This window comes from Ruegeria sp. S263 (genome assembly GCF_056780525.1).
Genome location: NZ_CM165558.1, coordinates 2,782,228 through 2,794,731 on the forward strand (window position 1 = coordinate 2,782,228; position 12,504 = coordinate 2,794,731).

Below are 12,504 nucleotides of genomic sequence, written 5' to 3' on the forward strand. Positions count from 1 at the left end.
CGTGATAGTGATTGCGTATTCGGCGCTCATATAGACGTTTGCGGGCCTCGGGATCAAGAGAGCGGCTTGTCCGGTGGCCACTTGCGGGTATGGTGTCGGCATGACGACAGATCAGATTATTCTTTTTACCCTTTTTGCAACTGTATTTGGAATGCTGCTGTGGGGGCGTTACCGGTATGATCTCGTGGCGTTTTCCGCCCTGTTGATCGGGGTCGTGCTTGGGGTCGTACCAGTGGACGATGCCTTTGCCGGGTTCGGTCATCCGGCCACGATTATCGTGGCGCTGGTTCTTGTCGTTTCCGCCGGGCTGGTACGGTCGGGTGCCGTTTTCGTGATCACACGCACATTGGTCGATGCGTCGCGCGGCCTGGGTGCTCATATCGCTCTGATGGGCGGAATCGGGGCTGTTCTGTCAGCGTTCATGAATAACGTGGCAGCGCTGGCGCTTTTGATGCCTGTCGACATTCAGACCGCGCGAAAAGCGAGCCGGTCCGTCGGGCTGACTCTGATGCCGCTTAGCTTTGCGACCATTCTGGGCGGTATGGCCACGCTGATCGGCACACCCCCCAATATCATCATTGCCTCGATCCGCGCGGAAACACTGGGTGAGCCGTTCCATATGTTCGATTTTGCCCCGGTTGGCGGTCTGGCAGCTATTGCGGGCCTGGCTTTTGTCTCGTTGATTGGCTGGCGGCTGATCCCCAATCGTGGACCGCAAGAAGAAAGCTCCGAGGCACTGGCCGAGTATATTGCCGAACTGACGATCCCACCGGATTCGGCCCATATCGGCAAACGGGTCAGCGAACTGTACGAGGTCGCCGAAAAATCGGACGTCGCCATCATCGGCCTGATCCGGGATGGCAAACGGCGGTACGGCCGTTCGGCACATGCAACCCTGCACGAGGGCGACGCGCTTGTACTGGAGGCCCGCCCCGAAGCACTGGACGAATTCCGCGCGGCGCTGAATCTGAATTTCTCGGACACGCGTCGACAGGAATTGCTGACGGCCGAAGGTGATGGGCTGGAAGTGATCGAAGTCGTCGCCACCGAGAGCGCGCGCATTACTGGACGTACCGCGCAAGGTTTGGGCTTGGCTTGGCGCCAAAGCACGGTTCTTATGGGTATCTCGCGCCAGGGTCGCAGGATCACCCAGCAAGTTCGGAAAACTGAAGTCGAGGCCGGTGATATCCTTTTGCTGCTCTGCCCACGCGACCGGAGTGCGGATGTCACCGAATGGCTTGGATGCCTGCCTTTGGCTGAACGCGGGTTGAATGTCACCGCCAATGACAAGGCTTGGCTGGCGATTGGCCTGTTTGCTGCTGCCGTTATTGCGGCCAGCGTTGGGCTGATCTACCTGCCGATTGCGCTGGGGCTGGTGGTCGTTGCCTACGTGCTGACCAAGATCATGCCCATTGCAGATCTCTACAACCATATCGAATGGCCCGTGGTCGTTCTGCTGGGGTCGATGATCCCGTTGGGCAGCGCGCTTGAAACCTCTGGCGGTACGGAACTGATTGCAAACGGGCTGATCCAACTCACCAATGGAATGCCCGCCTGGGCTATTTTGACGGTGCTGATGGTCGTCACGATGACGCTGTCCGATGTGCTGAACAACACGGCAACGGCGATCGTTGCCGCCCCGGTGGGCATCCAGATGGCCCGCACGCTTGAGGTTTCGCCTGACCCGTTTCTAATGACCGTCGCCGTCGCAGCCTCGGCCGCGTTCCTCACGCCGATCGGACATAAGAACAACACGCTGGTGCTGGGCCCCGGCGGGTATCGCTTTGGCGACTACTGGCGCATGGGGCTGCCGCTGGAAATTCTGATCATTGCGGTTTCGATCCCCGCAATCCTTGTGTTCTGGCCGCTGTGACGGGTAAAGGCTGCGTATGAAACGATTTCTGATCCTGCAACTGCGCCCTGAAACCGATGCATCGGACGCTGAGTATGCCTCGATCCTGGACAAGACCGGGCTGACACCCGACCAGACGCATCGTTTCCGGCTGGACCGCGAAGACCTGCCCGAAGGTTTGAACGTGACGGATTATGCAGGCGTGATTGTCGGCGGAGGTCCCGGTTGTGTCAGCGACGACCCGGCGACAAAATCTGCGGTCGATGCGCGGGTTGAGGCGGCGATCATGGGGCTGATGCCGCAGATCACCGCGCAGGACCATCCCTTCATGGGGTGCTGTTACGGTTTGGGGATTCTGGCGGCCCATCTGGGCGGAGAAGTTAGTAAAGATCGCTTCGGCGAACCCGTCGGCCCATCTACTTGCCGCCTGACGGAAGACGGAATGCAGGACCCGCTGACCTCGGGGCTAGAGCCACGCTTTGACGCCTTTGTTGGCCACAAGGAAGCGGTTCAGGCCTTGCCCGAGGGTTGCGTGCACCTGTTGGCCTCGGACCCCTGCCCGTTTCAGATGATCCGTTGGGGCCAGAACGTATATGCCACTCAGTTCCATCCCGAAGCCGACGCGCGCGATTTTGAAGAACGGATCAACATCTACAAGCATCACGGCTATTTCCCGCCCGAAGATGCCCAGCGCCTGATCGACATCTGCCATGCGGCGGACGTCACCCAGCCGCGCAAAATCCTTCGGCGGTTTGCACAACGGTATGGATGACCCTACGGCGCTGTTGCCTGATCGCGCGCCCCTCGCATAGGCTGCCCGGAACGGCTTTGGGAGGAGTTGTTCTTGGATCTCATAATAAATGTCGGCCTGCCCTTGTCGCTGGCCATCATCATGCTGTCATTGGGCATCGGGCTGGAAGTCGCCGATTTTCGCCGTGTCCTAAGCAGGGGCTACCCGTTCGCGATCGGCGCCATATCGCAGATTATCCTGCTGCCCGTTGCAGCCTTTGCGACCGTAAAGCTGTTTGCCTTGCCGCCGGAAATCGCGGTCGGCTTCATGCTTCTCAGCTTTTGCCCCGGCGGGGTCACAAGCAATATCCTGTCCAAACTGGCCAAGGGTGATGTCGCGCTTTCCGTCAGCCTGACGGCGGTCATCAGCCTGCTGTCCATGCTGACCGTTCCCATTCTGGCCGCTTGGTCCATTGCTCATTTCATGGGAGAGGACGCGCCCGAAGTCTCGATCACAGGGTTGGCCATCGCCCTATTCCTGATCACCACATTGCCTGTCGCCATCGGCGTCAGCATCCGACATTTCGCAACCGGGTTCGCCAATCGGGTCGACGCGCCGTTATCAAAGCTTGCCACGATCCTGTTTGTCCTGATCGTTATTGCTGCGCTTGCAGGTAACTGGCAGTTGTTCGTGGACAATCTCAGCATTATGGGCGCAGGCTTGATCACGCTTAATATCGCCTTGCTGCTGATTGGCCTTGGTTTAGCGCGCGCCGCAAATCTGTCGTGGGATGAGAGTAAGACGGTCTCAATCGAAACCGGCATTCAGAACTCGACCTTGGGAATAACACTGGCCGCCTTGATTACAGGCACGGAAAGCGGGTTCAGTCCGCTTGCACTTCCGTCCGCCGTTTACGGGATCACGATGTACGCGGTCGCACTTCCCCTGATCCTTTGGTTCCGCCGCCGCTGAGAGGAGTTTTCATGTCCAACAATACTGCTGACGCCATTGTCGTCGGGGCTGGTCTGGCTGGTCTGGTCGCCGCAGCCGAACTAGGGGATCGCGGCAAGAAAGTGATCATACTGGATCAGGAACCGCAGCACTTTCTTGGCGGGCAAGCGTTCTGGAGCCTTGGCGGACTGTTCATGGTCGACACGCCCGAACAGCGCCGGATGGGAATTCGCGACAGTCACGAACTGGCCATGAGAGATTGGCTGGGCAGCGCCCAATTCGACCGGGACGACGACGCCTGGCCGCGTAAATGGGCGGAAGCCTATGTCGAGTTCGCCGCCGGGGAAATGCGCCCCTGGCTGCATGATATGGGTCTGCGGTGGTTCCCAATCGTCGGCTGGGCAGAACGCGGCGGGTCCTATGCGGACGGTCACGGAAACTCGGTTCCCCGGTTTCACATCACATGGGGTACCGGTCCGGGGGTTCTGGAACACTTCATCCGCCGTGTGCAAGAGCATGTCGCCACCGGACTGGTCGAAATCAAGTTCCGCCATCAGGTCAGCCACATCATCATGCAAAACGGCTGCGCCAAAGGAGTCTCTGGCGAGGTGTTGGCCGATGACCCCGCCCAGCATGGGGCCAAAACCAACCGCGACGAAGTCGGAGAATTCGAGATTTACGCACCATCTGTCATCGTTAGTTCCGGCGGGATCGGTAGTAATTTCGAGATGGTCCGCAAGAACTGGCCCCGCGACCGGCTTGGGGAACCCCCAAAGGATATGGTTGCGGGCGTGCCCTTTCACGTTGATGGCCGAATGATCGCGATCAGTGAAAAGGCTGGTGGGCACGTGATCAATGGCGACCGGATGTGGCATTATACGGAAGGTGTGCGAAACTGGAATCCGATCTGGCCCTCGCACGGAATTCGTATCTTGCCCGGCCCAAGTTCGATGTGGTTTGATGCGCGTGGAAATCGGATGAAACCACCCTGCCTGCCGGGGTTTGACACGCTGGGCACACTGAAGGAAATCTTAAAAACCGGGTATGAATACAGCTGGTTCGTCCTGACCCAGAAGGTGATCAAAAAAGAATTCGCGCTTTCGGGGTCCGAGCAGAACCCAGACATGACCGATGGTGGTTGGCGCGAAGTTCTGTTGCAGCGCATTTTAACCGGCTCGAAGGCAACAGCCCCGGTTGAGGCGTTCAAGGAACACGGTGAGGATTTCATAGTCGCCAATACGTTGACCGAGCTGGTGAGCGGCATGAATCAGATGGGCAGTGGTCTGATCGACGAAGCCCACCTTCGCGCCCAGATCGAAGCGCGGGACTCACAGATCGACAATCCGTTCACCAAAGATGCGCAGATGGCGGCGATTCTGGCGGCGCGCAATTATCGCGGGGATCGTTTGATCCGAACCGCCAAACCGCACAAGTTTCTTGATCCGGCCAATGGGCCACTGATCGCGGTTAAGCTGCACGTTCTGACCCGTAAAACTCTGGGCGGTCTGCAAACAAATCTCGACAGTCAGATGGTCGGAGCCGACGGTCAGGTCGTCCCCGGCCTGTTTGCCGCCGGAGAGGTCGCCGGGTTCGGTGGTGGCGGCTACCACGGGTACAACGCGCTCGAGGGCACGTTCCTTGGGGGCTGCATTTTCTCTGGCCGCAATGCCGGGCGGTCTCGGGCCGTCGCGTGACGGCCCCAGCTATCAACTCGCCCGTGCGAACTGGATGACGGCCTGCCCTGCGCTGTCTAGCAGCACAAGCGTGTCGCCTTTGAACGCATAAGCCGCCACGCCGGACAGGGCTTTGAAGAACTCGCGCTCGATCTCATCCAGCGGCGGCGGGCAAGCCATCAGGGTCGCGGCCATGTTGTCCGGAAAGTCAATCTGACTTCCGGTAATCTCGGCCTCGCCTGCGAACCGGTTGCAGCCGCCGCTGCCTGAAAACGCCCCACCTTCGGCAAAGGCAAGTTCTGGGCGCTTTTCTGTCTCAAGCGGTTTTCCGTTCAGCCCGGTCGCCATCCACTTTGTGTTTTCCAACGTGGCGACCCCCTGTGGTTGGGTTTGGACCAGAACCAGATCGACAGTGTTTCCTTCCCCGTTCGTCAGAACCGGATACGCCGTGTCCGTCGTGAACAGCAGCTTGTCACCTTGAAAGATCGACCCACGCACCACATACCGCATCCTGTCTCGGATCAGCGCATCGTCGTAGCTAAGCTCGAATTGGGCGGGCACTCCGGTCAATGCATAGCGCTTGGAAGACAGCGTCACCGACGGCGCATCGGCGCGCGAAACATCCTGCAACTGCACCAACAGGGTTGCATCAGGCGGCACTGCGATACGTTCGCGATAGGTGGCCGTGCCTTCAATCGTTCCGGCACTCGCAGCGCCCCCCAGAACGGCGGTCAGCGCGACAGCAGCCAGGGCAGAAGATCCGGATTTGAGCATATGTTTGCTCCTTCCTGCAAAATTATTTCCAGAAACATTGTAATAGAGGTCGATTTTACAAGGACTTCGCCGGAAAACCAGCGGTAATACGCCGATCTTACAAAGGCCAGATCAGAGGGATTAGAAGCGACGCCAGCAAGCCCACGGTCAGGTTCAGTGGGATACCCACCTTCATGAAGTCGACGAACCTGTACCCGCCCGGACCATAAACCATCATGTTGGTTTGATACCCAATCGGAGTAGCGAATGACGCCGAGGCCGCAACCATTACCGCAACGACAAGTGGGCGCGGGTCAATACCAACGGCCTGCGCCAACCCAATGGCGATGGGCGTCACAACGACAGCGACCGCATTGTTGGACACCAGTTCGGTCAGCACTGAGGTCAGCAGGTACACGGCCCAAATGATCAGGAAAGGCGGCAGCGCGCTAAGTCCCGGCGCGACAGCTTCGACGATCAGCGAGACTGCGCCCGATTTGTCCAGCGCGGCACCAATGGCGAGCATGGAAAAGATCAGCGCCAACAGGCGGCCTTCGACAAAGGAAAAAGCCTCGTCCGCGTCGATACACCGTGTCAGCAGAACCACGGCAACGGCCAGAACCGACAACAGCAGAATTGGCGCAATGCCCAGTGCGGCCAGCACGACGATGCCTGCAAGTGCGCCGATCGCAATGGGCGCATGGCTACGGCGGAACGCGCGGGCCGAGGGCTGCGTGACATCAACCATCTCCATATCTGCCGCAAGACGCTGAATATCCTCGGGCGAACCTTCCAGCAGCAGAGTATCACCTACACGCACCACAAGTTCATCCAGTTGCCGCCCGATATTCTGGTTCCGGCGGTGTACCGCCAGCACATAGACGCCATAGCGCCGCCGCAAGCGCATTGCGCCCAGCGTACGCCCAACCATGCGGCAACCCGGAGTGATCAGTACCTCGACCGTTTTGGTCTCAACCGCTGAAACCTGATCCACACGCTTCAGTTCCTTGTTGCGCTGCAGGCTTAACAACTCGGTCATCTGGGTACGCAAAACCACGCGATCACCAAGCTGTAGCTGAACGCCTTTAAGGTTCCGACGTAGCGATTCGTCACCCCGGATGACGTCGATCAGGCGCACGCCGGGGCGTTTGAAAAGCTGAACACCGGTGACTTCGCGGCCGATCAGGTTGCTTTCCGGGGGGATAACCGCCTCGGTAAAGAACTTCATCTTGGACCTGTCGCTTAACAGCGACGCCATGCTGTCGCGCTCAGGCAGTAAACGTGGCGCGATGAATCGGAGATACACCATACCATAGATCACCAGCGCGATCCCCAGCGGCGTAACCTCGAAAATCGTGAACGGAGTCATGCCCTGCGACCGGGCGACACCGTCCACCAAAAGGTTGGTCGACGTGCCGATAAGGGTCAGCGTTCCGCCCAGAATGGCCGCATAGCTGAGTGGGATCAGCAGTTTTGAGGCCGGGACGTTAAGCGTCCGCGCAATCTGCACAAATACCGGGATCATCACGACAACGACCGGTGTGTTCGACACAACCGCCGACGCCAGAACCACGAAGGCCATCAGTAATCCGATAGCGATACGCGGGTTCACCTGCGCCTGTTTCTGGGCAGTCGAGGTGAACGCATCCAACGCTCCGGTCCGTACCAGCGCGCCCATGATGATGAACATCGCGGCAATGGTCCAAGGCGCGGGGTTTGACAGGACAGCCAAGGCACTTTGGTATGGAAGAATGCCTGTCACCAGCATCACGGCCACGCCGCCAATGGCGACGACCTCGGTCGGATAGACCTCTCGCAGGAACATGACGAACATGCCTGCGACGACCAACAGCGCCAGTATCGCGCTTCCTGTTTCTGTCAGTTGGAGGAATTGCATTCTTGGTATTCTGTCCGAACCCTGGCTTGGCATACGCGCCCGGCACGCAGTTTCCCGCATTGCGCGGGCCAGAGCAAGCCTTACTGCGGCCCCGCCTGCTGTAACCGCCCGCCAACGCGTACCATTTGAACAGATTTTGCCTGCCCGTTCTGATCGTCGGTCTCGACGAACACCCCGCTGAGGGTTGCCTCACCATTGGCCGGAGTAAATCTGGCCTTAGGCATTCCGGTGATAAAACGGCGCATGGGTTCTACCTTGTCCATGCCGATCACCGAGTCATAATCCCCGCACATACCCGCATCGGTCAAATAGGCTGTGCCGCCCGGAAGGATCTGCGCGTCCGCCGTTGGCACATGCGTATGCGTGCCCACCACAAGGCTGGCACGTTTGTCGCAATAATGGCCCATCGCCATTTTTTCCGAGGTCGCCTCACAATGCATGTCGACGATGATCGCCTGAGCTTGCCCACCACGTGGATGTGACTTCAGGATTGGTTCAACAGCCGAAAACGGGTCATCAAAGGGCCGCTTCATGAACACCTGCCCCAGCACCTGCACCACAAGCACCTTGCGTCCCCCCGGCGCGGTATACAGACGATGCCCCCGCCCCGGCGCGCCTTTGGCAAAGTTCACGGGGCGCACAATGCACGGCTCATTTTCGATGAACTGCAGCATGTCTTTCTGGTCGAACGCGTGATCGCCCAACGTCAGGCAATCCGCGCCCGCATCCAGCAGCAGTTTGGCGTGATCCCCGCTCAGCCCCATCCCGTTCGAGGCGTTCTCACCATTGACCACAACAAAATCGAGCCGCCATTCGTCGCGCAAACGCGGCAAGTGCTGCTGAACGGCCGAGCGTCCCGCCCGGCCCATGACGTCACCCAAAAACAGAATCCTCATTTAAACCGTCCTAAGTGTGGCATCCATCAAGCACAAGTGGTTAAACTGACACCATAAACCGCAAATTCCTATTCCAAAGGAGCTCTTGATGAACCGATTCCTTTTGTTGGCTGCAATTCTGACGCCGCTTGCCGCCTGTGACCCAGTGCCTGAGCAATCAGCAGAACTGGCAAATCCCGCAGCGACATTCTGCGTTGAAAGCGGTGGAACATACGAAATCCGTGACGGTGCCGACGGGCAGACCGGAATCTGCAAACTGGCAGACGGTCAGGAAGTCGATGCCTGGGATTATTTCCGCGAGAACCACTCGGGATAATATTCCATTCACGACGGAAAGGTCAGTACACGACTTTCTGTAACGACCATGTCCAACGGTTGATCGGTTGACTCAAGAGGCAGCCGATCGGCCTGTTGCGCATCGAACGCAAAACCAATGGCAAGTGTTGGCCGCTTTGCCCGCAGCCCTTCCAGCGTGCGGTCATAAAAGCCGCCGCCATACCCCAGTCGTCCCCCTTGGGCGTCAAACGCGACCAGTGGGACGATCAGGATTTCCGGCTCGAAATAGTCATCGACCTCGGGAACTTTGGCCCCGAATGGCCCGTCCTTCAACGTGCCCTCAGGTATCCAGCGAGAGAACTTCAAGGGCTGTCCTGCGGCCTGTATGACAGGCACACCAACCGGGCCATAAGCCGATGCCTCGGCCATTGCCGGAAGTGGGTCAATTTCGGTTCGGATCGGCATATAGCCAGACAGAGGCACACCCCGGTGCCCCGCCAGAACTTCGGACAGGCGCCCGGCCGCACCGGGTAAGCGCGCATCAAACGCGGCCTTTCGACGGGCGAACGCCTCTTTCCGTGCTGCGGCCTTAATTTCGGTCAGATCGGTCACAATAGCACCACGCTGGCAAGTCCAAGGAACAGGAAGAACCCCATGACATCCGTCGTGGTTGTCACAAAGGTGCCGGACGCAAGCGCCGGGTCAGCGCCCAGACGGTCCAGCACCACCGGTACTACCGTACCAACGAAACCAGCGATGATCATGTTCACGACCAAGGCGGCCCCGATCACGACACCCAATAGCGGCGAATCGAACCACAGCATCCCGACCGTTCCCAGCACGATGGCGAAGCACAGGCCGTTCAACATACCCACCAGCAACTCACGACGGATCACCCGCAGCACGTTCGACGGCGTCAGGTCGCGCGTTGCCAGTGCGCGCACGGCAACCGTCAACGACTGTGTCCCGGCATTGCCGCCCATCGACGCCACAATCGGCATCAGGATCGCCAGCGCCACCAATTGATCAATCGCCGCCTCGAATTGCGAGATAACCAGCGAAGCACAGATCGCTGTGCACAGGTTCACGGCCAGCCACGGCAGACGCCGCTTACTGGTTGCCGCCACCGAGTCGGACAGCGAGCTTTCGTCGCTCACCCCCGCCAGACGCAGGATGTCTTCCTCATGCTCTTCGTCCAGAACCACCATGGCGTCGTCGATTGTGATGACCCCGACCAGCCGACCGTCAGCATCGACAACCGGGGCCGAGATCAGGTGGTACTGGTTGAAGGCATAGGCCACGTCTTCCTCATCCTGGTCGACGGGAATTGTGTGAAATTCCTCTTCGGTGATGTCCTGCAACGGCACGTCGCGCCGCGCCGCCATAAGCTTACCCAACATGACCTGAGCCGAGGGCTTCAGGCGGGGATCAACCAGCACGACGTGATAGAACTGCTCGGGCAGACCATCATTGGCTCGCATGAAATCGATGGCTTGTCCCACTGTCCAATGCTCAGGCGCCATGACGACTTCGCGCTGCATAAGACGACCGGCTGAATTTTCGGGGTAGGACAGGGCCTGTTCCGCCGCGATCCGCTCGGAATCCTCCAGCGCGTCCAGAATGGCTTCTTGCTGCGGTTCTTCAAGGTCCTCGAGCAGGTCAACGACATCGTCGCTTTCCATGTCGCGGACGGCATCGGCCAGAACGTCCGGCTTGAGGATGCCGATGATCTCCTCACGAACGGCCTCATCGAGTTCCGACAAGATATCGCCGTCGAATTCCTTGTCATAAAGCCGGATCAGCCGGGCGCGATCATATGGGTTGATCTGCTCAAGAAGGTCCGCAATATCAGCCGGGTGCAACGGCTCCATCAACTCGATCAACTTGTCGCGGTCATCCACATCCACCGCGTAAAGGATCGAAGCCACGGTTTTGCGATCCAGCGCATAGACGTCTTCGTCGCTGTGCGTATCTATTACGGGTTCATCAAAGCCTGTGGTCATATCTGCCCCCGTTCCGTTCGGTCATTGCCCCCTAATTAGAAGAAGCAGCTACCGGAAAACAATGACAATGCGCCGATTTACCGGCAAGTTTCCCGCCCTTATGCTGTTTCGCAGTCCCATACAGGCGGAGATGAATGAAAATGGCGCAAAAAACGCTGCTGAAAGGGCGTGTTCTGAGCTTTACAGGTTCCCCCTTCGAAGGAGAGCCGACCGAGGCCGTCAAGATCAGCGAGGCCGTTCTGATCGAAGACGGCCGGATTTCGGCGGTGGCGGATGCTGACAGCCTGCGTTCCGCACATCCCGAGGCCGCCGTGGTTGACCACGGCAATCATGTCATCATGGCTGGGTTCGTGGATGCGCATGTGCACTATCCCCAGACCGCGATGATCGCCAGTTGGGGCAAACGCCTGATCGACTGGCTGAACACCTATACTTTCCCCGAGGAGATGAAGTTCGGCGATCCGGCTTATGCCTCGGAGATTGCGAACCGCTATCTCGATCTGACGGCGGCCCATGGAACGACGACGATGTGCAGCTTTTGCACCATCCACCCCGAAAGCGTCGACGCCTTTTTCACAGCCGCACAGCAGCGCAATCAGCGCGTGGTCGCGGGCAAAACCTGCATGGATCGCAATGCACCCGAGGGGCTGCGGGACACGGCCCAGACGGCCTATGATCAGTCCCAAGCGTTGCTGGAGAACTGGCATGGAGTCGACCGCCTGTCTTATGCGATCACGCCCCGCTTCTCTCCTACATCCACGCCCGAACAACTTGAGGCGATGGGTGCGCTGTGGGCCGAGCACCCGCATTGCCTGATGCAAACCCATCTTAGCGAGCAGACTGACGAAATCGCATGGGTTCGCGAGCTGTTCCCCGAGGCGCGGGATTATCTGGATACATATGAGAAATTCGGCCTGCTGGGATCGTACGGCGTCTACGGCCACGTCATCCATCTGGAGGCGCGCGAACGCGATCGCCTGCGCGAAGTGGATGCGGCCCTGATCCACTGCCCGACGTCCAACACGTTCATCGGCTCAGGCTTGTTCGACATGACCGGCCTGATGCAGGACGGCCACCGCGTCGGCTTGGCAACGGATACAGGCGGCGGGTCAAGCTTTTCGATGCTGCACACCATGGCTTCGGCCTACGAGATTGGCCAACTGCGCGGCGCGCCTTTGCACGCGGCGCAACTGCTGTGGCTGGGCACCGTCGGTTCCGCCCGCTCGCTGCGGCTGGATGACAGCATCGGCAACGTCGCACCGGGGATGGAGGCGGACTTGGTCGTACTTGACCTTGCCTCAACCCCCGCGATTGCCCAGCGTGAAGCCTGCGCCGAGGATCTATGGGAAGCCATTTTCCCAACCATCATGATGGGCGACGACCGTGCCATTGCCGAGGTTTGGATCGGCGGGCGGGCCGTATCGCGCTGAAGGGAATAGGCCTACGGCCCATGCCTCCGGCGGGGATATTTTG

The 12,504-nt window shown here is 59.2% G+C and carries 11 protein-coding genes; 6 read left to right on the forward strand and 5 right to left on the reverse strand.

Annotated features, from left to right (window positions below; translation table 11 throughout):
- The first annotated feature begins 100 nt into the window (after nucleotides 1–100).
- The 4 genes from ACT2B1_RS13850 to ACT2B1_RS13865 all read left to right on the forward strand — a co-directional run bounded on the left by ACT2B1_RS13850 (nucleotide 101) and on the right by ACT2B1_RS13865 (nucleotide 5,227).
- On the forward strand, nucleotides 101–1,873 hold the full coding sequence (locus ACT2B1_RS13850) for an SLC13 family permease (RefSeq protein WP_481667961.1): 1,773 nt from the start codon (nucleotides 101–103) through the stop codon (nucleotides 1,871–1,873).
- 16 nt (nucleotides 1,874–1,889) lie between these two features.
- Nucleotides 1,890–2,624 carry a glutamine amidotransferase gene (locus tag ACT2B1_RS13855; RefSeq protein WP_171120481.1) on the forward strand — a complete coding sequence of 245 codons (735 nt, stop codon included), beginning with the start codon at nucleotides 1,890–1,892 and terminating at the stop codon, nucleotides 2,622–2,624.
- 72 nt (nucleotides 2,625–2,696) lie between these two features.
- Nucleotides 2,697–3,554, forward strand: coding sequence for a bile acid:sodium symporter family protein (locus tag ACT2B1_RS13860; protein ID WP_171239666.1), 858 nt, complete (start codon nucleotides 2,697–2,699; stop codon nucleotides 3,552–3,554).
- Between the two features lie 11 nt (nucleotides 3,555–3,565).
- Nucleotides 3,566–5,227 carry an FAD-binding dehydrogenase gene (locus ACT2B1_RS13865; protein ID WP_481667962.1) on the forward strand — a complete coding sequence of 554 codons (1,662 nt, stop codon included), beginning with the start codon at nucleotides 3,566–3,568 and terminating at the stop codon, nucleotides 5,225–5,227.
- A gap of 12 nt (nucleotides 5,228–5,239) precedes the next feature.
- Here the strand turns inward: ACT2B1_RS13865 and ACT2B1_RS13870 are convergent, their stop codons facing one another.
- The 3 genes from ACT2B1_RS13870 to ACT2B1_RS13880 form a co-directional block, all read right to left on the reverse strand.
- A complete protein-coding gene (locus tag ACT2B1_RS13870) occupies nucleotides 5,240–5,980 on the reverse strand; it encodes a YbaY family lipoprotein (RefSeq protein ID WP_171239664.1) in 741 nt (246 codons plus the stop codon).
- 97 nt (nucleotides 5,981–6,077) lie between these two features.
- Entirely contained in the window at nucleotides 6,078–7,856 is a 1,779-nt protein-coding gene (locus ACT2B1_RS13875; RefSeq protein WP_481667963.1) for an SLC13 family permease, read from the reverse strand.
- Nucleotides 7,857–7,936: 80 nt separating this feature from the next.
- Nucleotides 7,937–8,752, reverse strand: a complete 816-nt coding sequence (locus ACT2B1_RS13880; protein WP_481667964.1) for a TIGR00282 family metallophosphoesterase — start codon at nucleotides 8,750–8,752, stop codon at nucleotides 7,937–7,939.
- 88 nt (nucleotides 8,753–8,840) lie between these two features.
- On the opposite strand from ACT2B1_RS13880, the gene ACT2B1_RS13885 reads away from it, so the two are divergent.
- Entirely contained in the window at nucleotides 8,841–9,068 is a 228-nt protein-coding gene (locus ACT2B1_RS13885) for a putative hemolysin (protein ID WP_171120467.1), read from the forward strand.
- Between the two features lie 8 nt (nucleotides 9,069–9,076).
- Here ACT2B1_RS13885 and ACT2B1_RS13890 read toward each other — a convergent pair whose 3' ends face one another.
- Both ACT2B1_RS13890 and mgtE read right to left on the reverse strand, forming a co-directional pair.
- Nucleotides 9,077–9,640 (reverse strand): 5-formyltetrahydrofolate cyclo-ligase, encoded by a 564-nt coding sequence (locus ACT2B1_RS13890; protein ID WP_171239661.1) that lies wholly within the window; start codon nucleotides 9,638–9,640, stop codon nucleotides 9,077–9,079.
- Nucleotides 9,637–11,031 (reverse strand): magnesium transporter, encoded by a 1,395-nt coding sequence (gene mgtE, locus ACT2B1_RS13895; RefSeq protein WP_171120463.1) that lies wholly within the window; start codon nucleotides 11,029–11,031, stop codon nucleotides 9,637–9,639. Before mgtE ends, ACT2B1_RS13890 begins: the two co-directional genes overlap by 4 nt.
- A gap of 140 nt (nucleotides 11,032–11,171) precedes the next feature.
- Here mgtE and guaD point away from each other — a divergent pair, with 140 nt between their 5' ends.
- Nucleotides 11,172–12,461: a guanine deaminase gene (gene guaD, locus ACT2B1_RS13900; RefSeq protein WP_481669025.1), complete on the forward strand. Its 1,290-nt coding sequence runs from the start codon at nucleotides 11,172–11,174 to the stop codon at nucleotides 12,459–12,461.
- Nucleotides 12,462–12,504 lie beyond the last annotated feature (43 nt).

Excerpts from the sequence above, each read along its gene's own strand:
- ACT2B1_RS13850 (WP_481667961.1), top strand. The coding sequence starts at position 101 with ATGACGACAGATCAGATTATTCTTTTTACCCTTTTTGCAACTGTATTT.
- ACT2B1_RS13855 (WP_171120481.1), top strand. The coding sequence starts at position 1,890 with ATGAAACGATTTCTGATCCTGCAACTGCGCCCTGAAACCGATGCATCG.
- ACT2B1_RS13865 (WP_481667962.1), top strand. The coding sequence starts at position 3,566 with ATGTCCAACAATACTGCTGACGCCATTGTCGTCGGGGCTGGTCTGGCT.
- ACT2B1_RS13870 (WP_171239664.1), bottom strand. The coding sequence starts at position 5,980 with ATGCTCAAATCCGGATCTTCTGCCCTGGCTGCTGTCGCGCTGACCGCC.
- ACT2B1_RS13875 (WP_481667963.1), bottom strand. The coding sequence starts at position 7,856 with ATGCAATTCCTCCAACTGACAGAAACAGGAAGCGCGATACTGGCGCTG.
- ACT2B1_RS13880 (WP_481667964.1), bottom strand. The coding sequence starts at position 8,752 with ATGAGGATTCTGTTTTTGGGTGACGTCATGGGCCGGGCGGGACGCTCG.
- ACT2B1_RS13885 (WP_171120467.1), top strand. The coding sequence starts at position 8,841 with ATGAACCGATTCCTTTTGTTGGCTGCAATTCTGACGCCGCTTGCCGCC.
- mgtE (WP_171120463.1), bottom strand. The coding sequence starts at position 11,031 with ATGACCACAGGCTTTGATGAACCCGTAATAGATACGCACAGCGACGAA.
- guaD (WP_481669025.1), top strand. The coding sequence starts at position 11,172 with ATGGCGCAAAAAACGCTGCTGAAAGGGCGTGTTCTGAGCTTTACAGGT.